Here is a 25,538-nt window from a genome sequence, read left to right on the forward strand (position 1 = left end):
GCATGACCACCGCATTGCAGATACGTCCCTTTGAAGCGGGGGACGAGTCTGCTACGGTGGCACTCTGGCGCGACTGCGGCTTGCTGCGCCCGTGGAATGACCCCCACAAAGATATTGCGCGCAAGCAGGCCGTGCAGCCCGGGCTTTTTCTGGTGGCTCTGCTCCAGGGGCGGGTTCGGGAGAACGTGCTCGTCGGGACCGCCATGGGCGGCTATGACGGCCATCGCGGCTCGGTCTATTACCTGGCAGTGGCGCCAGGCAGGCAGCGGCTTGCCATTGGCCGCAGCCTCATGGAGCGGGTCGAGCAGCAATTGCTGGCGATGGGCTGCCCAAAGATCAATGTGCTGGTGCGCACCACCAATGTGCAGGTGATAGCGTTCTATGAAAAGCTGGGCTACGCCAGGGATGATGCCTTTAGTCTGGGCAAGCGCCTGATTCCCGACCTTTGAGTTCTTGTGCTCTGGATGGCAATGGGCTGACCGCCAATAGTGGCGGCCAAAACGAAAAAACCCGTTGCAATTGCAACGGGTTTTTTTGTGTTTTGGTGCCCAGAAGAGGACTCGAACCTCCACGATGTTACTCGCTAGTACCTGAAACTAGTGCGTCTACCAATTCCGCCATCTGGGCATCTCAGGAAAGAATCAAATTATAGAACAACTTTATGAGGCCGCAGGTTAGGGTGCGAAGATTTTTGTATTTAGGGTTGCGCTCGGGCACGCGCAGGCCACGCAAGCATTTCGGCTGCAGAAAATAAAAAAGCCGCTGCGGCTGCAGCGGCTTGAATAGTTTGAAAACCATACCCGGTTCTCGTTAAACTTGGTGCCCAGGAGAGGACTCGAACCTCCACGATGTTACTCGCTAGTACCTGAAACTAGTGCGTCTACCAATTCCGCCACCTGGGCATTTCAGGAAAGTCTAAGATTGTATATCAAAAAAACCACCCCCGACGCACCCGCTGCGCATCTGTCCGACGAGATTGAAGGCAGCGTTCAGGGGCACCGTGATGGCCATGGATTCGTCATTCGCGACGATGGCCAAGGCGACATCTTCATCCCCCCCAATGAGATGCGCGCCGTGCTGCACAAAGACCGTGTGCGTGTGCGCATCGTGCGCCAGGACCGCCGCGGCCGTCCCGAGGGGCGCGTGGTGGAAATCATCGAGCGCCCGCCGCAGCCGCTGATCGGCCGATTGCTCCAGGAAAGCGGCGTCTGGCTGGTGGCTCCTGAAGACAAGCGTTATGGGCAGGATGTGCTGATTCCCAAGGGGGCCACCGGCGCGGCCAAGCCGGGGCAGGTGGTGGTGGTCGAGTTGACCGAGCCCCCCGCGCTGTTTGGTCAGCCCGTGGGGCGTATCACCGAGGTGCTTGGCGAGGTGGACGACCCGGGCATGGAGATTGAAATCGCGGTGCGCAAATATGGTGTGCCGCACGAGTTCTCTGCCGAATGCCTGGCGCAAGCGAAAGAGCTGCCCGACAAGGTGCGCGCGCAGGACAAGAGGCACCGTGTGGACCTGACCGACGTGCCCCTGGTCACCATCGACGGCGAAGACGCCCGCGATTTCGACGACGCGGTCTATTGCGAGCCTGCCAAGGTGGGGCGCAGCAAGGGCTGGCGCCTGCTGGTGGCCATTGCCGATGTGAGCCACTATGTGGAGACCGGCAGCGCCATCGACATTGACGCTTACGACCGCGCCACCAGCGTTTACTTTCCGCGCCGCGTGATCCCCATGCTGCCCGAGAAGCTCAGCAACGGGCTCTGTTCTCTGAACCCCGAGGTGGAGCGCCTGTGCATGGTCTGCGACATGCTGGTGACTGCCAAGGGCGAGGTGCACGCGTACCAGTTCTACCCGGCCGTGATGTTCAGCCACGCACGCTTCACCTACACCGAGGTGGCGGCGATCCTGGCCAACACGCGCGGCCCCGAGGCCAGCAAGCGCAAGGACCGGGTCAAGGACCTGCTCAACCTGCACGACGTGTACCGCGCGCTGCTCATCGCACGCCAGGCGCGCGGCGCGGTAGATTTTGAAACCACCGAGACGCAGATCGTCTGCGACGAAAACGGCCGCATCGAAAAGATCGTGCCCCGCACGCGCAACGATGCGCACAAGCTCATCGAGGAAGCCATGCTGGCCGCCAATGTGTGCAGTGCTGACTTCATCGCGCAGGGCGGCCAGCCCGGCCTGTTCCGTGTGCACGAAGGCCCCACGCCCGAAAAACAGGAAATTCTGCGCGGCTACCTCAAGGCCATGGCGGTGGGCATGACGATTGGCGATAACCCCCATCCGTCAGAATTTCAGGCGATTGCCGAGGCCACCAAAGACCGGCCTGACGCGCAGCAGATCCACACCATGCTGCTGCGCTCCATGCAGCAGGCCATCTATACGCCGGTCAACAGCGGTCACTTCGGCCTGGCATTCGATGCCTATACGCACTTCACCAGCCCCATCCGGCGCTACCCCGACCTGCTGGTGCACCGTGTCATCAAGGCCATTCTGGGCAAGAGCAAATACAAGCTGCCCTCGTTGCCCACGCCGGGCGAAGCGCACGCCAAGCTGGCCAAGCGCCTGGCGGCCCGCGTGGCAGCGCCGGGCACCAAACCGCGCAAGGATGTGGTGCCGCCCTGCCGCGATACGCAGGCCTGGGAAGCCGCAGGCCTGCACTGCAGCGCCAACGAGCGCCGCGCCGACGAGGCCAGCCGCGATGTCGAGGCCTGGCTCAAGTGCAAATACATGCGCGAGCACCTGGGCGAAGAATATGGTGGCGTGGTCAGCGCGGCCACCAGTTTCGGCATCTTCGTGACGCTGGATGCGATGTATGTGGAAGGCCTGGTGCACATCACCGAACTGGGCGGCGAATACTTCAAGTTCGACGAGGCACGCCAGGAGCTGCGCGGTGAACGCACGGGCATCCGGTATTCGATTGGCACCCGGGTGCGCGTGCAGGTCAGCCGCGTGGATCTGGATGGACGCAAGATCGACTTCCGTCTGATACGAGAGGGCGAGGAGCTGGTGGGCCGCGCGCTCAAGGACAAGGGCGTGGCGCCGGAGTCCGCCGGTGCACGCAAGGCGGGTGGGCGCTCCGGCGACCGCAAGCGTGCCCAGGCGCCTGAGCCGTCGGCGACCGAGCGTGCCTCAATGACCCGGGAACAGGCTGCGCGCTCCCCCGGCAAGGCAAAGGCATCTGCCAAGAAGACTGCCTCCAGCGGCACCACCGGCAAAAGCAAGAGCCGAAAGCCGCGCCGCAGTTGAACCCCAGGTAGCCCACCGCGCTGCGCCGGTGTTTGAATTGCTATATTATTAATAGCTGCTAGCGCTTTACCAATAAGGGCTATCGGCTATTTTCATGCTTAAAATTGGGTAATGTGGCGCGCCAGGGCACTGGCCGTCAGCTGGTGGCCTGCAGGCCAGCGATCGGCGGCAAGACCGTGCTGGTACACGGCTTGTGATGCAGCAGGCTGCGCTTCGGCGCCCGCTGCCAGGTGCGCGCCCACCATGCCCGCCAGCACGTCGCCTGTGCCAGCCGTGGCGAGCCGTGCGTTGCCGGTGGGGTTGATGGCTGGCGGGTACCCTGGTGCCGCGATCACGGTGCCAGAGCCCTTGAGCACGGCCACGCAATCGAACTGCTCTGCCAGCTGCTGTGCCGCGTTCAACCGGTTGGCCTGCACCTCGGCGGCGGACATGCCCAGCAGCCGCGCCGCTTCGAGCGGGTGGGGTGTCAGCACCGTAGGCAGCCCCCGCGCGGCGCGAGACACTACCTCCGCGCGCAGCGCGGCTTCGGTTGCCAAGGCGTTGAGCGCATCGGCGTCCAGCACCAGCCGGGCGGCCCGTGCCAGCACGGCGGGCAGCACTGCGCGCACGGCCTCGCCACCGCCACAGCCGCACACCACCGTGAGCTGTTCCAGCGCCAGTGCGTCAAAGCGGCGAAACATCAACTCGGGCTGCGCCATATCGATGGCCATCTGGCCATCGTCGAGCAAGGCCACCAGCACCCGGCCCGCGCCGGCATGCAATGCGGCAGAGGCTGCGAGCAGCGCTGCGCCCGTCATGCCCAGCCCTCGCGCCGCCAGGCCTTCGCCGCCCACGATGGCCACATCACCGTAGCTGCCCTTGTGGCTGGCGTGGCTGCGCTGCGTGGGCAGGGCGGGGCCAGCCAGCCATGCGTTGGGGGACTCTGGTTCGGGGGAGACGCCCAGATCATCCAGCCACACGCTGCCTGCTCCGTCTCGCCCCGCGGCGGTGAACAGGCCGGGTTTGAGCGTCAGCAGGCTGAGCGTGTGGCGTGATTTTGGATGCTGCCTGGATATCGGCCCTGTCGGCAAGGCAAAGCCTGCAGCGAACTGGCCCGTGTCCGCATCCAGGCCCGAGGGCAGATCGACGGCCAGCACGGGGGCCGGGCTGTGCTGCAAGGCCACCAGCACGCCCAGCAGCCGGAGGTCTGGCGCGCGCGCTGGGGCGGCGGATGAGACGCCAATTCCCAGCAGGGCATCGATGCACAGGTCTGCGGCGGTCATGTCGGAGGGCGCCTCATCGGCCCAGGTCACTCCAGCGTCCAGTGCGCGTTGCCACGATTGGCGGGCATCGGGGGGTGCGTGCTCCGGGGTGCCGAGCCATGTCACCACCACCCGCCGTCCATCGCGCTGCAGGTGCATGGCTGCCTCCAGCCCGTCGCCACCGTTGTTGCCGCGGCCGCAGGCAATCCACACGGTGCGCGCATGGGGCGCCAGCGCCTGCGCCAGCCGGGCCACCGCCAGGCCGGCGCGCTGCATGAGTGTGTGCGGCGGCAGGGCTGCTGCGGCCTGCTGCTCCAGGCGCCGGGTGGCTGCCGTGTTGAACAGGGGGTGGGGCTGCTGGGGGGGGATGGGGTGCATGGCAGCGTTTTCTATGGGGGGCAGTCAATCACAAAGCAGTGGCGAGCCATTATTGCGTCAGGCCCTGAAACCGGGTGCAAAGGCTTCCCGCAGCCATTCCACGAAAACCGCCACCGCGCGTGGCACATGGGCCGAGTAGGGGCGGATCGCATGGATGGTCTCGCTGAAGGTGCCGACCGGCCGCCAATCCGGCAGCACTTCGACGAGCTTGCCCGCCTGCAGCGCCGCCTGCGCGCTGAAGTCGGGCACCAGGGCGATGCCCAGGCCCGCCAGCGCCGCATCGCGCAGGGCCTCGCTGTTGTTGGCGGCCAGCGGGCCGGTCACGGGCACGGTCAGGCGCGGGGAGTCCCCCGGCACCATAGGCTCGAACGTCCATGCCGGGGCCTCCTGGGTGCGGGGGTAGTGCAGGCAGTCGTGCTGGCGCAGGTCGTCCGGGGTCGTGGGTATGCCGGTGCGGTGCAGGTAGGCGCGGTTGGCCACCAGCACGGATTGCGTGGTGCACAGCAGCCAGGCCACATGGGTGTCGGGCGCCACGGCGGTGTGGCGAATGGCCAGGTCCAGGCCTTCGAGGGTGAGCGAGCGCAGGTTGTCCGACATGTCCAGCTCCAGCCGCACCTCCGGGTAGGAGCGCAAGAAGGCCGGTAGCCGGGGCATGAGTTGCTGGCGTGCCAGTGCCACGGGGGCGGTCACGCGCAGGCGGCCATGGGGCACGCCGGCGCGGTCGCACACGCCGGCAAAACTCTCGGCGATGCGCTCGAAGGCGCCGCGCGTGTCGTCCACCAGTTGCCGGCCCGCTTCGGTCAGGCCCACGCTGCGCGTGGTGCGCCGCACCAGCGGAACGCCTGCCGCGCGCTCCAGCTCGGCAATGTGCTGGCTCATGGCGGCCTTGCTCACGCCCAGGCGTGCCGCCGCGCCGGTGTAGCTGCCTTGCTCGCCCAGCACCACCAGCCAGTGCAGGTGGGACCACAGGGTTTCGGGGGTGGCGCGGGTGGATGATTTCATGGCGCTATTGTTCACCATGGTGAACAATCAATTCACGGTGGCGGTCTTGGCGGGGCGGGGTGCGGCTTCTAGACTGCAGGCCACTTCCCACTGATTTTTAAAGAGGTTTGCATGACCACAGCCACCGAGCCGACCATTGGCCACTACATCCAGGGCCAGCGCGCCGCCGGCACCAGCACCCGCAGCCAGGAGGTGACCAATCCCGCCACAGGCGCGGTGACGGGCCGCGTGGCGCTGGCCAACCGCGGCGATGTGGATGCGGCCGTGGCTGCGGCGCAGGCTGCTTTTCCGGCCTGGGCCGACACGCCACCGATCCGCCGCGCGCGCGTGCTGTTCAGGTTTCTGGAGCTGGTCAACCAGCACAAGGACGCGCTGGCCCATGCCATCACGGCCGAGCATGGCAAGGTGTTCACCGATGCGCAGGGCGAGGTGGCGCGCGGCATCGACATCATCGAATTTGCCTGCGGCATTCCGCAGCTGCTCAAGGGCGACTTCACCGACCAGGTGAGCACGGGCATCGACAACTGGACGCTGCGCCAGCCCCTGGGCGTGGTGGCGGGCATCACGCCGTTCAACTTCCCGGTGATGGTGCCGATGTGGATGTTTCCGGTGGCCATCGCTGCGGGCAACACCTTCGTGCTCAAGCCCAGCCCCACCGATCCCACGGCCTCGCTGCTGATGGCCGACCTGTTCAAGCAGGCAGGGCTGCCCGACGGTGTGTTCAACGTGGTGCAGGGCGACAAGGAGGCGGTGGATGCGCTTATCGAGCACCCCGACGTGAAGGCGGTGAGCTTTGTGGGTTCGACCCCTATTGCGAACTACATTTATGAAACCGGTGCCCGCCACGGCAAGCGCGTGCAGGCCCTGGGGGGCGCCAAGAACCACATGATTGTCATGCCCGATGCCGACATCGATCAGGCCGTGGACGCCCTCATCGGCGCGGGCTACGGCTCGGCCGGTGAGCGCTGCATGGCCATCAGCGTGGCCGTGCTGGTGGGGGATGCCGCCGACAAGCTGGTGCCCAAGCTCATCGAGCGCACCAAGGCGCTCAAGGTGCTCAATGGCACCAACCTGGCGGCCGAGATGGGCCCCATCGTCACCCGTGCCGCCCACGAGCGCATCTCGGGCTACATCGACCTGGGCGTGAAAGAGGGCGCACAGCTGCTGGTGGATGGCCGTGGCTTTGACGGCAAGCAGGCGGGCGAAGGCTGCGAAGGCGGTTTCTGGCTGGGGGGCACGTTGTTTGACCATGTCACGCCCGCCATGCGCATCTACAAGGAAGAGATTTTCGGCCCCGTGCTGGCGGTGGTTCGCGCCAAGGATTTTGGCGAGGCCGTGCAGCTGGTCAACGACCATGAATTCGGCAACGGCGTGGCCTGCTTCACGCGCGACGGCAATGTGGCCCGCGAGTTCGGTCGCCGCATCCAGGCGGGCATGGTCGGCATCAACGTGCCGATTCCCGTGCCCATGGCCTGGCACGGCTTTGGTGGCTGGAAGCGCAGCCTGTTTGGAGACATGCACGCCTATGGAGAAGAAGGCGTGCGTTTCTACACCAAGCAAAAAAGCATCATGCAGCGCTGGCCCGAGAGCACGCCCAAGGGGGCCGAATTCGTGATGCCGACGGCGAAGTAAGGCGACTCTGTCTGTGCGAAAAAAGGGCCACAAGCCCTTTTTTTGTGGTGGTTCAAAAGCGCTGGATCCCCAGCCCATCCAGGCTGACATCGGGGCTGCGCTGGGCGATCAGGTCGGCCACGGCGCGGGCGCTGCCGCTGGCCAGTGCCCATCCGCCCGCACCGTGCCCGGTGTTGAGCCACAGGCCTGGAACGCCGCTGGCGCCCACCACGGGCGCGCCATCGGGCAGCGTGGGGCGTGCGCCGCGCCACACCTGCAGCCCCGAAGACAGCAGGGCACCGCCCGGGAACCATTCGTTCATGCCGAGATAGAGCTGCTGCAGCGTGGGTGCGTGGTGGGGGGCATCTTGCCCGCCCAGCTCGGCCCCGCCGGTAATGCGCACGCGCTGGCCCAGGCGGGTGATGGTGATCTGGTGCAGGCTGTCCACCACGCTGGCCACGGGCGCGTGCAGCGCCTCGCGCAGCGGTGCGCTGACGGAATATCCATGCACCGCCACCATGGGCAGGCGCAAGCCCAGTGGACGCAGCAGGGCGGCCGAGGCCATGCCGGCGCACAGCACCACGGCGTCAAAGGGCCGTGCGCTTCTTTCACCGTGCACCTGCACTCCCATGGGCTGGGATGTCAGCCTTGCCACGCGGGTGCCCAACGCAAACTGCACGCCGGCGGCCTGCGTGCCCTGGCGCAGCAGTTGTGCGAACAGCCGGCAGTTGCCGGCCATGGCGTCGGGCAGGTGCAGGGCGCCTGCGAGCGGGGCTTCGGGGGATAGCCCGGGTTCGATCCGGCGTGCGGCTGAGGCATCGATCTCGCGCAGCGCAATTCCGGCATCGCGCAAGACCTGCAGGGCAGGTTGCCACCGGGCCTGCTCCTGCGCAGTGCGCAGCAGGACGAGTCGCCCCTGGCTGTTTTCAAAGTCAAGCTCGTGCTCAGCGGCGATCTGCTGCAGGCGTTGCTGGCTGTAGCGGGCCAGTCCCTCGAGCGCCGACAGTTGCGCCGCCTGCGCGCCGCGCCGCGCTGCACGCTGCCAGCGCCACAGCCATGCCAGGTCGGCCCCCCGCACGCCTTGGGTCAGCCGAAGCGTGGCGCGCCGCCCCATGACCTTGAGGGGGTTGCCAAGGCCGGGTGCGGCCCAGGGGGTGAGCAGGTGCGGCGATAGCAGGCCGGCGTTGGCAAAACTGGCTTCCTCGGCTGCGGCGTTGCGTTGCTCAAAGACGGTGACCTCGTGGCCGTCGCGGGCCAGCTCGTATGCGGTGGACACGCCGACAATGCCGGCGCCCACGATGGCAATTTTCATGAGTTTGAATGTTTTAGGGCTCTAGCGCTTGATGGTAAAGCGTTGGCAGCTATTATTTTTGTAGTATCTGCTCAATCTGCAGGCCCACGTTCAGCACTGCATCGTCGTGCAGGGCACCGTGCCAGACCATCAGCCCGACCGGGAGTTCCCCGGCCATGTGGCAGGGCAGCGACAGGGCGCAGCCATCGAGCATGTTCACCACACTGGTGTTGCGCAGCAGCAGGGCGTTGACGCGAAAGAACTCGGCGTCGCGCTCGGCACCGGGCGCCACATCGGCGATGGGCGGCGCCACCAGCGGCACCGTGGGCGAGAGCAGGGCGTCGAAGGGGGCCAGTGCGGCCTCCATGCGGACAATCCAGTGCTGGCGTGCGTTCAGCAGGTCAATGTAATCAGAGGCCGACATGGTGGCGCCGCGCTCAATGCGGCTTCGCACGCGCGGATCGTATTGCGATGCGCGCGTGGCCAGCAGGGGGCGGTGCCAGGCGTGGCTTTCGGCTGCGGACAGGCTGCCGTTGGCCTGCATGGGCCCCAGTTCTGCCGTCAGGGGCAGGGCGATTTCCTCGATGTGTGCGCCCGCATGGCGCAAGGTGTCCAGCGTGCGGTGGAACGCCCGGGCCACGGGGGCATCCAGCTCGTCGAGGAAGGTGGTGGAGGGCACCGCCAGACGCCACAGGCCTAGGGGCGCGGGGCTGCGCGTGACGCGCCGTGCGGCCAGCACCTCGTGCACAACGATGGCATCGCGCACGCTGCGCGTCATGGCGCAGGCCGTGTCCAGTGTGGTGGAAAGCGGAATGGCGCCCGTTGTGGGAACAAGGCGGGCGGTGTTCTTGAACCCCACAATGCCATTGAGCGCGGCGGGGATGCGGATGGAGCCGCCCGTGTCCGAGCCCAGCCCCACAAACGCTGCGCCGGTGGCCACCGAAACGGCCGCCCCGGACGACGAACCTCCGGGAATGCGTGGCACACCCGGCAGCGCGCCAAAGCACCCATCCCAGGCCGCTGGCGTGCCAAAGTGCGGGTTCACACCCACCCCCGAGAACGCAAACTCCACCATGTTCGTGCGGCCGATGACCGTGCCCCCGGCCGACCGCAGGCGGGCGACTGCGGGGCAGTCCTGCAGCGCCGACGCGGCGTCGGACAGGGCCGTGGAGCCGGCGGCTGTGGGCTCACCTGCGATGTCAAACAAGTCCTTGACCGATACCGCCAGCCCGGCCAGTGGCAGTCGGGAGGAATCGCTTTGCACCACCGTGGTGCGTGCCGCTTCGGGCAAAAGGCGCGCAAAGGCGTGGTCGCAGGCGGCCGATTGCGCCACCTCAAGGCACTGCTCCAGTTCGGCGGGGGCGGTGCTGGTGCCTTCCTGCAGGCGTTGGCGGGTGGCGATCAGGTCAATAAGCATGGCTGTGCTAGAATATTTGGGTTTTGCTGAGAGTAGCGGCGCGTGCAATGCCTTAGGTGGTGTATGCGCGGCGAAGGCGGCAAAACCAATCGCAAACCAGCCCTGTCAAGGTGTTGCGTCTTCGTGCAAATCACGGCGGCGCAAGTATTGGGGCTGGATTTTAGACCCAACCTTTGGAGTATTTTTATGTCCGTTACCATGCGCGAAATGCTGGAAGCCGGTGTCCACTTTGGTCACCAGACCCGCTTCTGGAACCCCAAGATGGCCCCCTACATCTTCGGTCATCGCAACAAGATTCACATCATCAACCTGGAAAAGTCGCTGCCACTGTTCCAGGAAGCCCAAAAGTTCGCCAAGCAACTGGCTGCCAACCGCGGCACCATCTTGATGGTTGGCACGAAGCGCCAAGCCCGTGAAATCCTGTCCACCGAAGCCCTGCGCGCTGGTGTGCCTTTCGTTGACCAGCGCTGGCTGGGCGGCATGCTGACCAACTTCAAGACCGTCAAGACCTCGATCAAGCGTCTGAAGGAAATGAAGGCTCAACTGGAAACCGGCCTCGATAGCCTGAGCAAGAAAGAGCAGCTGACCTTCAGCCGCGAAATCGCCAAACTTGAAAAAGACATCGGCGGCATCCAGGACATGGCTGCCCTGCCCGATGCCATCTTCGTCATCGACGTGGGTTTCCACAAGATTGCCGTGGCCGAAGCCAAGAAGCTGGGTATCCCGCTGATTGGCGTGGTTGATACCAACCACTCGCCCGAAGGCATCGACTACGTGATCCCCGGTAACGACGACTCGGCCAAGGCCGTGACGCTGTACGCCCGTGGCATCGCGGATGCGATCATCGAAGGCCGTGCGAACGCCGTGAACGAAGTGGTCAAGGCGGTTGCTCCTGAAGGTAGCGACGAGTTTGTGGAAGTGCAAGAGTCCGCTGCCTGAAGTCCCGGCTGCGCGATGTATCGCGAATAAAAGCGGGGCCCCTGGTGAGCCCCCTTTTTTTTAGCCCGAATCTGAACTGACTGAACTGAACACTGAAGGAATAATGATGGCTGCAATTACCGCAAGCATGGTTGCCGAACTGCGTGGCAAGACCGACGCTCCCATGATGGAATGCAAGAAGGCACTGACCGAAGCCGATGGCGACATGGCCAAGGCGGAAGAACTGCTGCGTGTCAAGCTCGGCACCAAGGCCGGCAAGGCCGCATCGCGCATCACTGCCGAAGGCGTGGTGGCGAGCTATATCGACGGCGCCAAGGGTGCCCTGGTGGAAGTCAACAGCGAAACCGACTTCGTTAGCAAGAACGACAGCTTCATGGCTCTGGCCAAGGCGGCTGCCGAACTCGTGGCCAAGCACAACCCTGCCGACGTGGCTGCCCTGGGCGCTCTGCCTTACAGCCAGGACAGCTTTGGCCCCACGCTGGAAGACGTTCGCAAGGGTCTGATCGGCAAGATCGGCGAAAACATGTCTTTCCGCCGCTTCAAGTATTTTGGCGGCAGCAGCAAGCTGGCCTCTTACCTGCACGGCTCGCGCATCGGCGTCGTCGTCGAGTTCGAAGGCGACGAAGTGGCTGCCAAGGACGTGGCCATGCACATTGCCGCCATGAAGCCTGTGGCCCTGGCCAGCGCTGACGTGCCTGCCGACCTGATCGAAAAAGAGCGTTCGGTGGCGGCTGCCAAGGCGGCAGAAGACGCTGCCAAGGCCACTGCCGAAGGCAAGCCCGTGCAGTCCGACGAAATCGTTGCCAAGCGCATCGAAGGCGGCGTGCAGAAGTACCTCAAGGAAGTCTCGCTGTTCAACCAGGTTTTCGTGAAAGCAGCGGACGGCAAGCAGACCGTCGAACAGATGCTCAAGGCTGCCAACACAACCGTCAAGGGCTTTACCCTGTATGTGGTTGGCGAAGGCATCGAGAAGAAGGTGGACGACTTTGCCGCAGAAGTGGCTGCACAGGTTGCCGCTGCTAAGGCCGCTGCCTGATTTTTTCCGCAACCCCCCAAGCCCCCTATTCATCACTGGAGAAACTTCCCATGTCCAACGCTGCACCAGCCCATAAGCGCATCCTGCTCAAGCTGTCTGGTGAGGCGTTGATGGGGGATGACGCTTTCGGTATCAACCGCGCCACCATCGTTCGCATGGTGGAGGAAATTGCCGAAGTGACCCGCCTGGGCGTCCAGGTGGCCGTGGTGATTGGTGGGGGTAATATTTTTCGTGGAGTCGCGGGCGGCTCGGTCGGGATGGACCGCGCTACCGCCGACTACATGGGCATGCTGGCCACCGTGATGAATGCGCTGGCCCTGGCCGATGCCATGGACAAGCAGGGCCTCGTGGCCCGCGTGATGTCAGCCATTGCCATCGAGCAGGTCGTAGAGCCCTATGTCCGCCCCAAGGCCTTGCAGTATCTCGAAGAGGGCAAGGTTGTCGTTTTTGCGGCCGGAACGGGCAACCCGTTCTTCACCACCGACACGGCAGCGGCCCTGCGCGGCGCAGAAATTGGTGCAGAGGTTGTTCTCAAGGCCACCAAGGTTGACGGCGTTTATACTGCCGACCCGCACAAGGATCCCACGGCAACGCGCTACACAAAACTCAGTTTTGACGAGGCGATGTCGCGCAACCTGGGCATCATGGATGCAACGGCGTTTGCGTTGTGCCGTGACCAAAGGTTGCCCGTGCGCGTGTTCTCCATCATCAAGCATGGAGCGCTGAAGCGGGTTGTTATGGGTGAAGACGAAGGCACGCTGGTTTATGCCTGACCACCAGGTTCCACCTGCCGCCTGCCTGCCCTGAGGAGAAACAATGACGATTGCCGACATCAAGAAAAACGCTGAAACCAAGATGGACCAGTCTATCGCTGCGTTCAAGAACAACCTGCAGAAAATTCGCACGGGTCGTGCCAATCCGGCGCTGCTGGATACCGTGCAGGTGGAATACTACGGCTCGTTCGTGCCGTTGAGCCAGGTCGCCAACGTGGCGCTGCTGGATTCGCGCACCATCAGCGTGCAGCCCTGGGAAAAGGGTATGGGCGCCAAGATTGAAAAAGCCATCCGCGAAAGCGACCTGGGCCTGAACCCCGCATCGATGGGTGACCTCATCCGCGTGCCCATGCCGCCCATGAGCGAAGAGCGCCGCAAGGAAATGACCAAGCTGGCGCGCAACGAAGGCGAAAGCGCCAAGATTGCGGTGCGCAACCTGCGCCGCGATGCCAACGAATCCGTCAAGAAGCTGGTCAAGGACAAGCTCGCGTCCGAAGACGACCAAAAGCGCGCTGAAACTGAGGTGCAAAAGTTCACCGACAAGCACATCGCCGAGATCGATTCGCTGGTGGCGGGCAAAGAACAGGAAATCATGGCGGTCTGAGCCCCGATTCACGGCGCTCATCGTTTTACATGTCTGTACCACTGGTGGTGCCACACCACATCGCCATCGTCATGGATGGCAACGGCCGCTGGGCCACGCGCCGGTTTTTGCCGCGCCTGGCGGGCCACAAACAAGGGGTTGATTCGCTGCGCCGCTGCGCACGCGCCTGCGTGCAGCGGGGTGTGGCGGTGTTGACCGTTTTTGCTTTTTCATCTGAAAACTGGAATCGTCCGGTCGATGAGGTCTCGGGTCTCATGGAGTTGCTGGCCATGGCGCTGGCCCGCGAAGTGCCGCAGCTCAAAAAGGATGGTGTCCGCGTCTGTTTCGTAGGTGAGCGCGCGGGCCTGTCGCCCAAAGTGCGCGACGGCTTGGCGCAGGCAGAGGCCGCCACGGCGGAAAACACGCGCCTCGTTCTCAATGTGTGCTTCAACTATGGCGGCCGCTGGGACATTGCCCAGGCGGCTGCATCGCTGGCGGCGCGCGGCGAGCCCATTACCGAGGCCAGTCTGAATGGCGCGATGGCCCTGGCCCATGTGCTTGATCCGGATCTGGTGATCCGCACCGGGGGCGAAATGCGGATCAGCAACTTCCTGCTGTGGCAGGCCGCATACTCCGAGTTGTTTTTCAGCGACCGGCTGTGGCCGGATTTCGACGAGTCGGCGCTGGACGAGGCGATTGCCGCCTTCAACGGTCGCGAGCGCCGTTTTGGCAAAACATCCGAACAAATCCTGTCCGCGCATCCTGCCCCGGTGCACGGCTGAAAAGGCCCCATGCTTCTACAGCGTGTCATCACCGCTCTTGTCCTGCTGGCCATTTTGCTGCCAGCGCTTTTCTACCCATCCACGGTGCCGTTCACGTTGGTAGTGCTGGCGCTCATGGCGGCTGGTGCGTGGGAGTGGGGGCGGCTGAGCGGATATGGCCAAGCCGGTTCGCTCGCCGTGGGTGCAGCCTGCGTTGCCCTGTGTGGAGCGTCGTGGGCGCTGGGCTGGATTGACCAGCCGCTGACCGCCCTGTGGATTGTTGGCGGCGGCCTGTGGGTGCTGGGCGCCGCATGGCTTCTGCATGCCGGTGTGCCGGGCTGGGCGCGTATTCCTGCCGCGTTGCGCCTGGTGGCGGGAGTGCTCGCGCTGTGGCTTGCCTGGCTTGCCGTGGTGCAGGCGCGCCATCTTGGTGTCAATTTCCTGTTGTCTGTGCTGGTGCTTGTGTGGGTGGCCGACATTTTTGCCTATTTCGCGGGCCGTGCCTTTGGCTTGCGGTTCACCAAGAACAAGCTGGCGCCCTCCATCAGTCCCGGCAAGAGCTGGGAAGGTGTGTGGGGCGGGCTGGCGGGCGTGGTTGTGCTGGCATTTGTCTGGACAGCCGCAGATGCCCACTGGCAAGCCGCTGTGCCCAGTTTCTACAGCCGTCTGGCACAGCAGGGTGGATGGCTGCTGGTGATCTCGGTTCTGTTCATGGTGGCCATGAGCGTGGCGGGTGACCTGGTGGAGTCGCTCATCAAACGCAGCGCAGGCGTGAAAGACAGCAGCGGCCTGCTGCCGGGTCATGGCGGAGTGCTGGACCGGGTGGATGCCTTGTTGCCAACGCTTCCACTGGCCCTGATGCTGACCCGCCTCACAACACCTCTATGAAACAACGACTCACTGTTCTGGGCTCTACCGGTTCGATTGGAACCAGCACACTCGACGTGGTGGCGCGCCACCCCGACCGTTTTGAGGTGTTTGCCCTGAGTGCCGCCACCCAGGTCGATCTCATGCTGGCGCAGTGCGCTCAATTCAGTCCGCGCTTTGCGGTGATGGCCAGCGCTCCCCATGCCCGCCTGCTGGCCGAAAAAATCAAGGCAAATGGGCTGAAAACCACCGTCCTCCAATCGTCAGATGCTCTTGAAATAATAGCATCCAACGACGATGTGGACACGGTCATGGCAGCCATTGTTGGGTCGGCAGGGCTGGCGCCTTGTCTCGCTGCGGCATGGGCAGGAAAGCGTCTTTTGCTGGCCAACAAGGAAGCGCTGGTGGTGGGAGGCGACGTGTTTCTGGACGCGGTGCGCGAAGGGGCGGCCACGTTGCTGCCGATCGACAGCGAGCATTCGGCCATTTTTCAGTCCCTGCCCGAAGATCCGGCCACCTGGACGCAGCGGGTAGAAAAAATCATTCTGACTGCATCGGGGGGGCCGTTTCGTACCCGCACGCCTGATTCGCTGCGTGATGTCACGCCAGAGCAGGCCTGTGCCCATCCCAACTGGAACATGGGGCGCAAGATTTCGGTGGATTCGGCGACCATGATGAACAAGGCGCTGGAGGTGATTGAGGCGCGCTATCTGTTTGGTCTGGCTCCGGTGCAGCTGGATGTGGTGATCCACCCCCAAAGCATCATCCACTCCATGGTGCAGTACCGCGACACCTCGGTGGTGGCGCAGCTGGGTACCCCCGACATGCGGGTGCCCATCGCCTATGGTCTGGCGTGGCCTGAGCGGGTTGAGTCAGGGGCCGCAGCGCTGAATTTTCACGCACTCTCGGCTATGACTTTCGAGGCCATTGATAGCCATGGGCATCGCGACAGGTTTCCTGGATTGCAGCTGGCGTGGGATGCCTTGGCGGCTCCGCAGGGCACCACAGCGGTCCTGAATGCGGCCAACGAGGTGGCGGTGGCGGCCTTTCTAGAGCGTCGTATCCGGTTTGATCAGATTCACCACCTCAATATTGCAACTTTAGAGGCGGTTTCTCCCTCGAACCCCGATTCGCTCAATGCCTTGTTGGCCCTGGATGCCCAGGCGCGCAGTGTTGCCGAGCAGGCCATCGGCCGACTGGCGGCCTGAGTGCGGTTGATTCACGGAGTTTTCGCATGCTGCTGACCCTCGTCGCTTTTGTTGTTGCCCTGGGCTTGCTGATCGCTGCCCATGAGTATGGGCATTACCGGGTGGCCGTGGCGTGCGGTGTCAAGGTATTGCGGTTCTCGGTGGGTTTTGGCAAGCCTCTGCTGCGCTGGCAACCCAAGGGCTCGCCCACCGAGTTTGTTTTGAGCGCGTTTCCGTTGGGCGGCTATGTGCGCATGCTCGATGAGCGTGAGGCGCCCGTGCCCGAGGCCGAGCGGCATCTTGCCTTCAACACGCAGCCCTTGCGCTCGCGCGCAGCCATCGTGGCGGCGGGCCCCATTGCCAACCTGCTCTTGGCAGTGCTGTTGTATTCGGTGGTGAACTGGAGCGGTGTCCAGGAGCCCAAAGCGCTGCTGGCCAGCCCGGTAGCGGGCTCGGTAGCGCAGGCTGCAGGTCTGCGTGGCGGGGAGCTGGTGCACGGTGCGGCCCTCGGTTCGGGCGAACTGGAGCCAGTGCGTTCTTTTGAAGACCTGCGCTGGTTGTTGACCCGCGGCGCCCTGGAAGGCGAACGGGTCCGGCTGGAGGTTGAACCGACGCCTGGAGCTCTGCACCGCGAGGTATTGCTCGACATGGAGCAGATCGATGCGCGCGAAGCAGATGCGCAACTCTTTCGCAAGGTGGGGCTTCTAGGCCCCTGGACACGGCCCGTGCTGGGTGAAATCATGGCCGATAGCGCTGCGCAGCGCGCGGGACTCCGCCAGGGCGACGTGGTACAGAAAATAGGCGCAGTGGAGGTGGTGGATGGCCAGCAGCTGCGTGAGCTGATTCGCCAGTCCGTGCGCGCCGACTCGGCCGTAGTGCAGCCCTGGCGTATCGAGCGCGGCGGCCAGCAGATGACCGTGGACGTGATGCCCGACGTTCACAAGGAACAAACCGGCAGTGTGGGCCGCATCGGCGCCTATGTCGGCGCGCCGCCCGAGTTTGTCACGGTGCAGTACGGCCCGCTGGAAGGGGCGTGGAACGGCATAGCGCGTACCTGGGATGTGTCTGTCCTGACTCTGCGGATGATGGGCCGCATGGTCGTGGGTCAGGCGTCGCTGAAGAACCTGAGCGGGCCCCTCACCATTGCCGACTACGCGGGCCGCTCGGCCAGCATGGGCTTTACACAGTATCTGGTTTTCCTGGCGCTCATCAGCGTCAGCCTTGGGGTGCTGAACCTGCTGCCCTTGCCTGTCCTCGATGGTGGGCACCTGATGTATTATCTTTGGGAGGGCGTGACGGGCCGGAAGGTGTCGGATGCGTGGATGGAGCACCTGCAGCGCGGTGGCGTGGCGGTTCTTCTTCTCATGATGTCCATTGCCCTGTTCAACGATATCACCCGGCTCTTTGGCTAAACTTTTTGCTGCATTTCCCTGCGACTTGCGGCTCCCGCTTCACTCATGAAAAAACACATCAATCGCCTGGGCGTGCGCACTGCATCGGCCGTTGCCGCCATGGTTTTGGTCGCCAATGCGGCGTGGGCCCTGGAGCCCTTCAAGGTGCAGGACATTCGGGTGGAGGGGCTGCAGCGTGTGGAGCCCGGCACCATCTTCGCATCCATGCCACTGCGCGTGGGCGATGACTACAACGACGAAAAGGGCGCCGCCGCCATTCGGGCCCTGTTTGGTCTGGGGCTTTTCAAGGACGTCCGGCTGGAGGCCACGGGTAACGTGCTGGTCGTCGTGGTCGAAGAGCGTCCCACCATTGCCGATGTCGAATTTGCGGGCACCAAGGAGTTCGACAAGGAGGCCCTCAAGAAGAGCATGCGCGACGTGGGGCTGACAGAAGGCCGGCCTTATGACAAGGCACTGGCCGACCGGGCCGAGCAGGAGCTCAAGCGCCAGTACATCAACAAGAGCCTGTACGGGGCCGAGGTGGTTACCACCGTGACGCCCATTGAGCGAAACCGTGTCAACCTCACCTTCACGGTGGTGGAGGGCGAGCCGGCGCGCATCAAGGAAGTGCGCATTGTGGGCAACAAGGCTTTCAGCGAGTCCACGCTCAAGGGGTTGTTCGACCAGGACACCGGCGGCTGGCTGAGTTGGTACACCAAGTCGGACCGCTATGCCCGCGCAAAGCTCAATGCCGATCTGGAGACGCTGCGTTCCTACTATCTCCAGCGCGGATACCTTGAGTTTCGCGTGGACTCCACCCAGGTGGCCATCTCGCCTGACAAGCAGGACATTTCCATTGTGGTCAATGTCTCCGAAGGCGAGCGGTTTGTGGTGTCGGGAGTCAAGCTCGAAGGCAACTACCTCGATCGTGAAGACGAGTTCAAATCGCTGGTCGCCATCCGTCCCGGCGAGCCCTACAACGCTGATCAGGTCACCGAAACCACCAAGGCCTTCTCCGAATACTTTGGTCGATTCGGTTTTGCGTTTGCGCGTGTCGAGGCGGTGCCGGACATTGACCGCGAAAACAACCGCGTGTCGCTGGTGCTTCAGGCCGAACCGGCCCGCCGGGCTTACGTGCGGCGCATCAATGTGAGCGGCAACAACCGCACCCGTGATGAAGTCGTGCGCCGCGAATTCCGGCAGTATGAGTCTTCGTGGTACGACGGCGAGAAGATCCGCCTGTCGCGGGACCGTGTGGACCGTCTCGGGTACTTTACCGAGGTGGGAATCGAAACCCAGGAAGTGCCCGGATCGCCGGACCAGGTTGACCTTGTGATCAGCGTCGCCGAAAAACCCACCGGGTCTTTGCAGCTCGGTGCGGGTTTCTCCAGCGCTGAAAAGGTGTCCTTGTCATTTGCCGTCAAGCAGGAAAACGTATTCGGTTCAGGCAACTACCTGGGGGTGGATGTCAACACCAGCAAGTACCGCCGTACTTTGGTGTTCAGCACCACCAACCCGTATTTCACACAGGATGGCATCTCTCGAACGCTGGACCTTTACTACCGCACCGACAAGCCCTATGAAGACCAGGGTGGCAATTACCAGCTGGTCACTACGGGTGCATCCATGCGTTTCGGGGTGCCCTTCAGTGAGACCGATACCGTATTCTTCGGGGGCGGCATAGAGCAGACCAAGATCAAGCCTGGCACCAACATCCCGGCCGCGTACCTTGCCTACGCAGACACCTACGGCTTCAGCAGCAGCTCCATTCCCCTGACCATCGGTTGGTCGCGCGATGACCGTGACAGCGCGCTGGCTCCAAATTCGGGTCGTTACCAGCGGCTCAATTCCGAATGGTCTGTGGCGGGTGACGCGCGCTACCTGCGGGCGAACTACCAGTACCAGCAATACATCCCGTTGAACAAGCGGTTCACGGTGGCCTTCAATGGCGAGCTGGGTTATGGCAAGGGCATGAATGGTCGTCCGTTTCCGGTGTTCAAGAACTTCTACTCCGGTGGCCTGGGTTCAGTGCGTGGTTTTGACCAAGGCACCCTGGGACCGCGCGATGTGACGGGCGCCTCTTTGGGCGGGCCGAAGAAAGTTACGCTCAATGCCGAGCTGATGGTGCCGTTTCCAGGCGCTGGCAATGACCGCACGCTGCGCCTGTTCACCTTTGTGGATGTGGGCAATGTGTATGGTGAAAATGACAAGGTCAGTTTCAGCGACATGCGCGCGTCAGCGGGTGTGGGCTTGAGCTGGATTTCTCCCTTGGGTCCGCTGCGTCTTGCCTATGCACAACCGGTGCGCAAGTTCGCCGGCGATAGAATTCAGAAACTTCAATTCCAGATTGGTACGTCCTTCTAATGAAATCACTTTCCCGTCATTTCACACTGGCCCTGCTGCTGAGCGCGCTGGCCGTGGCTTCCCCTGCGCTGCAGGCACAAGAGTTCAAGGCCGGTTTCGTCAACACCGACCGCATCTTCCGCGAGGCCACTACCGCCAAGGCGGCCCAGGCCAAGCTGGAGCAGGAGTTTTCCCGTCGCGAGAAGGAACTGATCGAGTCGGGTAATGCCCTGAAGTCCGCCACCGAAAAATTCGAGCGCGAGGCTCCCACCATGGCCGAAAGCCAGCGCACCACGCGCCAGCGTCAGCTGGTGGACCAGGATCGCGAGTTCCAGCGCAAGCGCCGTGAGTTCCAGGAAGACCTGAACGTGCGCAAGAACGAAGAACTTGCCCAGGTTCTCGAGCGTGCCAACAAGGTGGTCAAGCAGGTTGCCGAAGCTGAGAAGTACGACGTCATCCTGCAGGAAGCCGTCTATATCAACCCCAAGCACGACATCACTGACCGGGTGATCAAGGCGCTGAATGCTGCAGGCAAGTGAGCTGCGGCGCAGGGTGGGTGGCGCGTGAGCTTGCTCCTTGGGAACATTGTTGACGCGCTGGGCGGATCGCTGGAAGGAGGGCTGCGGGACACCGCGGTGCTCCGGATCGCGCCGCTCGAAACCGCCGGCCCAGGGGACATCAGTTTTCTGAGCCACCCGCGCTACCAGCAGCAACTGGCCGCCTCCCGGGCGGCCTGTGTCATTGTGGCGCCCGCCATGCGCGAGCCTGCGCTGGCGCGGGGGGCATGCATTGTGGCGGACAACCCCTACGTCTATTTCGCACGGGTCACGCAGCTTTGGCGGCAGCACCATGGTGCTGCCGTGCAACCCGGCGTGCATCCCAGCGCCGTGGTGGATGTCGGCGCGGTCGTGCATCCCAGTGCGTCGGTGGGCCCGCTGTGCGTTGTGGAGCGCGGCGCGCACATTGGTGCAGGCACGGTGCTGAAGTCGCGTGTGACGGTGGGCGAAAACTGCCACATTGGCGCGCGCTGCATTGTGCACGCGGGTGTGGTGATAGGCGCCGATGGCTTTGGCTTTGCGCCACAGGGCGGTGAATGGATCAAGATTGAACAGCTGGGTGCGGTGCGCATTGGCGACGACGTGGAAATCGGCGCCAACACCTGCATTGATCGTGGTGCGCTTCAAGACACCGTCATTGAAGACGGCGTCAAACTCGACAACCTGATCCAGATCGGCCACAACGTTCACATTGGCAAGCACTCGGCCATGGCCGGGTGCGTGGGGGTGGCCGGTAGTGCCACCATTGGCGCGCACTGCACTGTCGGTGGCGGCGCCATCGTGCTGGGCCATCTCGAACTGGCCGACAACGTGCACATCTCTGCAGCCACGGTTGTCACGCGCTCGCTGACCAAGCCGGGTCAATACACCGGTATGTTTCCCATCGACGACAATGCGCGCTGGGAAAAAAACGCTGCCACACTCAAACAACTGTACAGCTTGCGAGAGCGCGTCAAGGCGCTGGAGCAGGCTCTCAAGGCAGCATGAACGGAAGAACAACTCGATGATGGACATTCACGCAATTCTCAAGCAACTGCCTCACCGCTACCCGTTTCTTCTGGTGGACAAGGTGATCGAGCTTGAGAGCAACACCCGCATCAAGGCGATCAAGAACGTAACGTTCAACGAGCCTTATTTCATGGGGCACTTTCCCGGACACCCTGTGATGCCGGGGGTGCTGATCCTGGAAGCGCTGGCGCAGGCGGCGGGTCTGCTGGCGTTTGACGCCATGGGCAAGGTGCCCGATGAAAACAACATCTACTATTTTGTCGGCATCGACGGTGCGCGTTTCAAGCGCCCGGTGGAGCCCGGTGACCAGTTGATCCTGGAAATCACGATCGACCGCGTGCGTGGTGGCATCTGGAAGTTCAAGGGCGTGGCGCGTGTGGGCGAGGAAGTGGCCTGCGAGGCCGAACTCATGTGCACGATGCGCAGCGTTGGCTGAGTGCGCCTTTGCAAGCCGTGAGCAACATCCATCCCACAGCCATCGTCGATCCGCGCGCTGAAATCGACGCGACGGCCAGCATCGGGCCATACAGCGTGATCGGTGCCCATGTGGTCATCGGGGCGGGCACCACCGTGGGCCCGCACTGCGTGATCGACGGGCGCACCACGCTGGGCCGCGACAACCATATCTTCCAGTTCAACTCCATTGGCGCGATTCCCCAGGACAAAAAGTATGCGGGCGAACCCACCGAGCTGGTGATTGGCGACCGCAACACCATCCGCGAGTTTTGTACCCTGAACCTCGGGGTGCCCCAGGCCGGCGGCATCACCACGGTGGGCAATGACAACTGGATCATGGCCTACACCCACATCGCCCACGATTGCCATGTGGGCAACCACACCACGCTGGCCAACAACACCACGCTGGCCGGACATGTGCACCTGGGTGACTGGGTGACGGTGGGCGGCCTCACCGGCATTCACCAGTTCGTAAAGATCGGGGCACATGCCATGGTGGGATTTGCCAGCGCGGTGGCGCAAGACGTGCCGCCGTTCATGCTGGTGGACGGCAACCCGCTGGCCGTGCGCGGCTACAACCTGGTGGGGCTGCGTCGCCGGGGCTTTTCTGCCGAGCGGCTGGGCGCTGTCAAGCAGATGCACAAGATGCTTTATCGCCAAGGCCTCACGCTGGAGGCTGCGCGTGCGGCCATCGCGGACCTCCTGCAGTCGGTGCCCGAGGCCGCTGGCGACGTGGCGATGATGGAGCAGTTCCTGGCCGACGCCACGCGCGGCATCGCGCGCTGAAGGGCCGGTGATGAGTGCATCTCCCCGGGTCGCCATGGTGGCGGGCGAAACATCGGGTGATCTGCTGGCAGGGCTGCTGCTCGATGGACTGCAGGCCCAGTGGCACGGATTGCAGGCGCAGGGCATTGGCGGGCCGCAGATGCAGCGCCGGGGCTTCACGGCCTGGTGGCCCAGCGAGCGGCTGGCGGTGCATGGCTACAGCATGGAGGTGCTGCGCCGGTTGCGGGAAATCATGGGGATTCGCAAGCAGCTGCGAGCGCGCCTGCTGCACGATCGGCCGGATGTGTTCATTGGCGTGGATGCACCCGATTTCAACCTGGGCCTCGAAGCCGACCTGCGCGCTGCCGGCATCAAGACCGTGCATTTTGTCTGCCCTTCGATCTGGGCTTGGCGGGCTGATCGGGTCGAAAAAATCCGCCGCAGTGCAGACCATGTGCTGTGCATCTTTCCCTTCGAGCCGCAATTGCTGGCCCAGCATGGCATTGCCGCGACCTATGTGGGGCATCCGCTGGCAAGTGTGATCCCCATGGTGCCAGACCGCCATGCCGCCAGGGCGCAACTGGGGCTGCACGATGGCGATGAGGTGCTGGCCATTTTGCCGGGCAGCCGGTCGGCCGAGGTCGAATACATCGCCTTGCCCTTCTTTCGGGCTGCAGCGCTTATCCTTAAAGCGCGTCCAGCTATTAAATTAATAGTACCCGCCGTGCCCGCCCTGCGGGAGCGCATTGAGCAGCTGGCCCATGCCAGCGGACTGGGCGATGCCCTGCAAATCGTCACCGGCCAATCCCACACCGTGCTGGCTGCCTGCGATGTCACGCTGATCGCCAGCGGCACGGCCACCCTGGAGGCTGCGCTGTTCAAGCGCCCCATGGTGATTGGCTACCACATGCACCCCTTGAGCTGGTGGCTCATGCGGCGCAAGCAGCTGCAACCCTGGGTGGGGCTGCCCAATATTCTTTGCCGCGATTTTGTGGTGCCTGAGCTCATTCAGGATGCCGCAACGCCGCAGGCGCTCAGCGCGGCCACGCTGCAGTGGTTTGACGCCCGCGTGCACCAGCGTGAAAAAATCACCGCGCTTGAGCAACGTTTCACCGCCCTGCACGAAAGCCTGCAGCGCGACACGTCCCGACTGGCTGCCGATGCGATCCGCAAAATCCTCGCCGCCTGAGCAGGCCCGCCTGCCCTGGCACGCCCCCGGCCTGGTCGCCGGGGTGGACGAGGCTGGCCGTGGCCCGCTGGCCGGGCCCGTGGTGGCTGCTGCGGTCATCCTGGATGACCTCCATCCCATTGCTGGCCTGGCCGACTCCAAAAAGCTCACTGCCGCGCGGCGCGAGGCCCTGTTTGACGAGATCCGCGCCCGGGCGCTGTGTTTCAGCATTGCCGAAGCCAGCGTCGAGGAGATCGACCGCCTGAATATCCTGCAGGCCACGCTGCTGGCCATGCGCCGCGCCGTGCTGGGCCTGCGGCTCAAGCCGAAGATGGTTCTGGTCGATGGCAACCGGCTGCCCACGCTGGACATCCCCGCCGAGGCCATTGTCAAGGGTGATGCGCTGGTGCCCGCCATCTCGGCCGCCTCCATCCTGGCCAAAGTGCACCGCGACCGTTGGTGTGTGCAGGTCGATGAGCAGTACCCTCAATACGGCTTTTCCGGGCACAAGGGCTACGGCACGGCCGTGCACATGGCTGCGCTGCGCGAGCACGGCGCTTGCATTCACCATCGGCGCAGCTTTGCACCCGTGGCCAAGGTGCTGGTCTGAGTTCCTTGTTGCCGCTTGCCTTTTCATTGCCCGCCCCGGACACCGCATGACCTCCGCTCCCCTGACCGTCATTCACTCGCGTGACAACGCTTTTGTCAAAGACTTGCGTCGGCTGTCGCAGGACAGCACGGCCTACCGCAAGCAGGGCCGGGTCTGGCTGGAGGGCGACCACCTGTGCAGCGCCGCCCTGCAGCGCGGCGTGCAGCCCGCCATTGCAGTGTTTTCAGAGTCTTTTTGGCCTATAGCCCCCGCTGTATATGCGAAAGCAGCTATTAAAGTAATAGTAGTTGCCGATGCCTTGTTTGCCGATATCAGTGGTCTGGAGTCGCCGGCGGCCATGGGTTTTCTGGTGGACACCGCCGCGCCAAGGGCGCTGCAGTCGGGTGTGGCCACGGTGGTGCTGGACCGCGTGCAGGATGCGGGCAACGTGGGTTCCATCCTGCGCAGCGCATCGGCGTTTGGCTTTCGGCAGGTGGCGGCGCTCAAGGGCAGTGCGGCGCTGTGGGCCCCCAAGGTGCTGCGCGCGGGCATGGGCGCGCATTTTGCGCTGGATCTGGTGGAGGGGCTCGCGTTGGATGATTTGCACGCTCTGGATGTGCCGCTGCTGGTTACCAGCTCGCACGCCGGGGATTTTTTGCACCGCGCCGCATTGCCCTGGCCTTGCGCCTGGGTCTTGGGCCATGAAGGGCAGGGCGTTTCCCCCGCGCTGGAGGCGCAGGCCGCCCTGCGCATACGCATTGCGCAGCCGGGCGGCGAGGAGTCACTGAATGTGGCCGCCGCCGCAGCCATTTGCCTGCATGCCAGCGGCGCCGTGCGCTGAAATTTGAACTTTGCCGGCGGGTCAGACTGGAAAAGGAAGCACGTTGGGCGCAGTGCAGCAGCCCGCGCGCAGATGCTGCACAGCGGCA

Annotated in this window: 23 protein-coding genes and 2 tRNA genes; 19 read left to right on the forward strand and 6 right to left on the reverse strand. The window is 63.8% G+C overall.

Going from position 1 to position 25,538, the window contains the following annotated elements; all coding sequences use genetic code 11:
- Window positions 1-2 precede the first annotated feature (2 nt).
- Window positions 3-449 carry a GNAT family acetyltransferase gene (locus K226_RS0109745; protein WP_081739352.1) on the forward strand — a complete coding sequence of 149 codons (447 nt, stop codon included), beginning with the start codon at window positions 3-5 and terminating at the stop codon, window positions 447-449.
- Window positions 450-542: 93 nt separating this feature from the next.
- Here K226_RS0109745 and K226_RS0109750 read toward each other — a convergent pair.
- Together K226_RS0109750 and K226_RS0109760 are read right to left on the reverse strand one after the other, a co-directional pair.
- Window positions 543-627 (reverse strand) — tRNA-Leu (locus K226_RS0109750).
- Between the two features lie 190 nt (window positions 628-817).
- Window positions 818-902, reverse strand: a tRNA-Leu gene (locus K226_RS0109760).
- A gap of 19 nt (window positions 903-921) precedes the next feature.
- Here K226_RS0109760 and rnr point away from each other — a divergent pair.
- A complete protein-coding gene (rnr, locus tag K226_RS0109765; protein WP_024814628.1) occupies window positions 922-3,246 on the forward strand; it encodes a ribonuclease R in 2,325 nt (774 codons plus the stop codon).
- A gap of 98 nt (window positions 3,247-3,344) precedes the next feature.
- Here rnr and K226_RS0109770 read toward each other — a convergent pair whose 3' ends face one another.
- On the reverse strand, window positions 3,345-4,865 hold the full coding sequence (locus tag K226_RS0109770; RefSeq protein WP_024814629.1) for a bifunctional ADP-dependent NAD(P)H-hydrate dehydratase/NAD(P)H-hydrate epimerase: 1,521 nt from the start codon (window positions 4,863-4,865) through the stop codon (window positions 3,345-3,347).
- Window positions 4,866-4,922: 57 nt separating this feature from the next.
- Complete coding sequence (locus K226_RS0109775) at window positions 4,923-5,867, reverse strand: LysR family transcriptional regulator (protein ID WP_024814630.1); 945 nt, start codon at window positions 5,865-5,867, stop codon at window positions 4,923-4,925.
- A 111-nt stretch (window positions 5,868-5,978) separates the two neighbouring features.
- Between K226_RS0109775 and K226_RS0109780 the strand changes: the two genes are divergently transcribed.
- The gene (locus K226_RS0109780) at window positions 5,979-7,499 is read left to right on the forward strand and encodes a CoA-acylating methylmalonate-semialdehyde dehydrogenase (protein ID WP_024814631.1); all 1,521 of its coding nucleotides are present in this window, start codon (window positions 5,979-5,981) and stop codon (window positions 7,497-7,499) included.
- A 52-nt stretch (window positions 7,500-7,551) separates the two neighbouring features.
- Here the strand turns inward: K226_RS0109780 and K226_RS0109785 are convergent, their stop codons facing one another.
- Both K226_RS0109785 and K226_RS0109790 read right to left on the reverse strand, forming a co-directional pair.
- Complete coding sequence (locus tag K226_RS0109785; RefSeq protein WP_024814632.1) at window positions 7,552-8,790, reverse strand: FAD-dependent oxidoreductase; 1,239 nt, start codon at window positions 8,788-8,790, stop codon at window positions 7,552-7,554.
- Window positions 8,791-8,842: 52 nt separating this feature from the next.
- Window positions 8,843-10,186 (reverse strand): amidase, encoded by a 1,344-nt coding sequence (locus K226_RS0109790; protein WP_024814633.1) that lies wholly within the window; start codon window positions 10,184-10,186, stop codon window positions 8,843-8,845.
- A gap of 186 nt (window positions 10,187-10,372) precedes the next feature.
- On the opposite strand from K226_RS0109790, the gene rpsB reads away from it, so the two are divergent.
- The 16 genes from rpsB to K226_RS0109870 all read left to right on the forward strand — a co-directional run bounded on the left by rpsB (window position 10,373) and on the right by K226_RS0109870 (window position 25,450).
- On the forward strand, window positions 10,373-11,125 hold the full coding sequence (rpsB, locus tag K226_RS0109795; RefSeq protein WP_024814634.1) for a 30S ribosomal protein S2: 753 nt from the start codon (window positions 10,373-10,375) through the stop codon (window positions 11,123-11,125).
- 106 nt (window positions 11,126-11,231) lie between these two features.
- Window positions 11,232-12,161, forward strand: a complete 930-nt coding sequence (gene tsf, locus K226_RS0109800; RefSeq protein WP_024814635.1) for a translation elongation factor Ts — start codon at window positions 11,232-11,234, stop codon at window positions 12,159-12,161.
- Between the two features lie 50 nt (window positions 12,162-12,211).
- The gene (gene pyrH / locus K226_RS0109805) at window positions 12,212-12,934 is read left to right on the forward strand and encodes a UMP kinase (RefSeq protein ID WP_024814636.1); all 723 of its coding nucleotides are present in this window, start codon (window positions 12,212-12,214) and stop codon (window positions 12,932-12,934) included.
- A gap of 43 nt (window positions 12,935-12,977) precedes the next feature.
- Window positions 12,978-13,538 (forward strand): ribosome recycling factor, encoded by a 561-nt coding sequence (gene frr, locus K226_RS0109810; RefSeq protein WP_024814637.1) that lies wholly within the window; start codon window positions 12,978-12,980, stop codon window positions 13,536-13,538.
- A gap of 29 nt (window positions 13,539-13,567) precedes the next feature.
- The gene (gene uppS, locus K226_RS0109815) at window positions 13,568-14,299 is read left to right on the forward strand and encodes a polyprenyl diphosphate synthase (protein ID WP_024814638.1); all 732 of its coding nucleotides are present in this window, start codon (window positions 13,568-13,570) and stop codon (window positions 14,297-14,299) included.
- A 9-nt stretch (window positions 14,300-14,308) separates the two neighbouring features.
- Complete coding sequence (locus K226_RS0109820) at window positions 14,309-15,166, forward strand: phosphatidate cytidylyltransferase (RefSeq protein WP_024814639.1); 858 nt, start codon at window positions 14,309-14,311, stop codon at window positions 15,164-15,166.
- Window positions 15,163-16,353 carry a 1-deoxy-D-xylulose-5-phosphate reductoisomerase gene (ispC, locus tag K226_RS0109825; RefSeq protein WP_024814640.1) on the forward strand — a complete coding sequence of 397 codons (1,191 nt, stop codon included), beginning with the start codon at window positions 15,163-15,165 and terminating at the stop codon, window positions 16,351-16,353. Before K226_RS0109820 ends, ispC begins: the two co-directional genes overlap by 4 nt.
- A gap of 26 nt (window positions 16,354-16,379) precedes the next feature.
- Window positions 16,380-17,744: an RIP metalloprotease RseP gene (rseP, locus tag K226_RS0109830; protein WP_024814641.1), complete on the forward strand. Its 1,365-nt coding sequence runs from the start codon at window positions 16,380-16,382 to the stop codon at window positions 17,742-17,744.
- A gap of 45 nt (window positions 17,745-17,789) precedes the next feature.
- A complete protein-coding gene (bamA, locus tag K226_RS0109835) occupies window positions 17,790-20,087 on the forward strand; it encodes an outer membrane protein assembly factor BamA (RefSeq protein ID WP_024814642.1) in 2,298 nt (765 codons plus the stop codon).
- The gene (locus tag K226_RS0109840; protein ID WP_024814643.1) at window positions 20,087-20,605 is read left to right on the forward strand and encodes an OmpH family outer membrane protein; all 519 of its coding nucleotides are present in this window, start codon (window positions 20,087-20,089) and stop codon (window positions 20,603-20,605) included. The genes bamA and K226_RS0109840 overlap by 1 nt, the downstream gene beginning before the upstream one ends.
- 24 nt (window positions 20,606-20,629) lie before the next feature.
- Window positions 20,630-21,610 carry a UDP-3-O-(3-hydroxymyristoyl)glucosamine N-acyltransferase gene (lpxD, locus tag K226_RS0109845; protein ID WP_024814644.1) on the forward strand — a complete coding sequence of 327 codons (981 nt, stop codon included), beginning with the start codon at window positions 20,630-20,632 and terminating at the stop codon, window positions 21,608-21,610.
- A 16-nt stretch (window positions 21,611-21,626) separates the two neighbouring features.
- Complete coding sequence (gene fabZ / locus K226_RS0109850; protein WP_024814645.1) at window positions 21,627-22,067, forward strand: 3-hydroxyacyl-ACP dehydratase FabZ; 441 nt, start codon at window positions 21,627-21,629, stop codon at window positions 22,065-22,067.
- Window positions 22,068-22,084: 17 nt separating this feature from the next.
- The gene (gene lpxA, locus K226_RS0109855) at window positions 22,085-22,873 is read left to right on the forward strand and encodes an acyl-ACP--UDP-N-acetylglucosamine O-acyltransferase (protein ID WP_024814646.1); all 789 of its coding nucleotides are present in this window, start codon (window positions 22,085-22,087) and stop codon (window positions 22,871-22,873) included.
- 10 nt (window positions 22,874-22,883) lie between these two features.
- Window positions 22,884-24,041 (forward strand): lipid-A-disaccharide synthase, encoded by a 1,158-nt coding sequence (lpxB, locus tag K226_RS0109860; protein ID WP_024814647.1) that lies wholly within the window; start codon window positions 22,884-22,886, stop codon window positions 24,039-24,041.
- Window positions 24,013-24,630 (forward strand): ribonuclease HII, encoded by a 618-nt coding sequence (gene rnhB, locus K226_RS0109865; RefSeq protein WP_024814648.1) that lies wholly within the window; start codon window positions 24,013-24,015, stop codon window positions 24,628-24,630. The genes lpxB and rnhB overlap by 29 nt, the downstream gene beginning before the upstream one ends.
- Window positions 24,631-24,676: 46 nt before the next feature.
- On the forward strand, window positions 24,677-25,450 hold the full coding sequence (locus K226_RS0109870) for an RNA methyltransferase (protein ID WP_024814649.1): 774 nt from the start codon (window positions 24,677-24,679) through the stop codon (window positions 25,448-25,450).
- Window positions 25,451-25,538: the final 88 nt, after the last annotated feature.

The sequence above is a fragment of the Acidovorax sp. JHL-3 genome (genome assembly GCF_000526295.1).
GTDB lineage: Bacteria > Pseudomonadota > Gammaproteobacteria > Burkholderiales > Burkholderiaceae_C > Acidovorax > Acidovorax defluvii.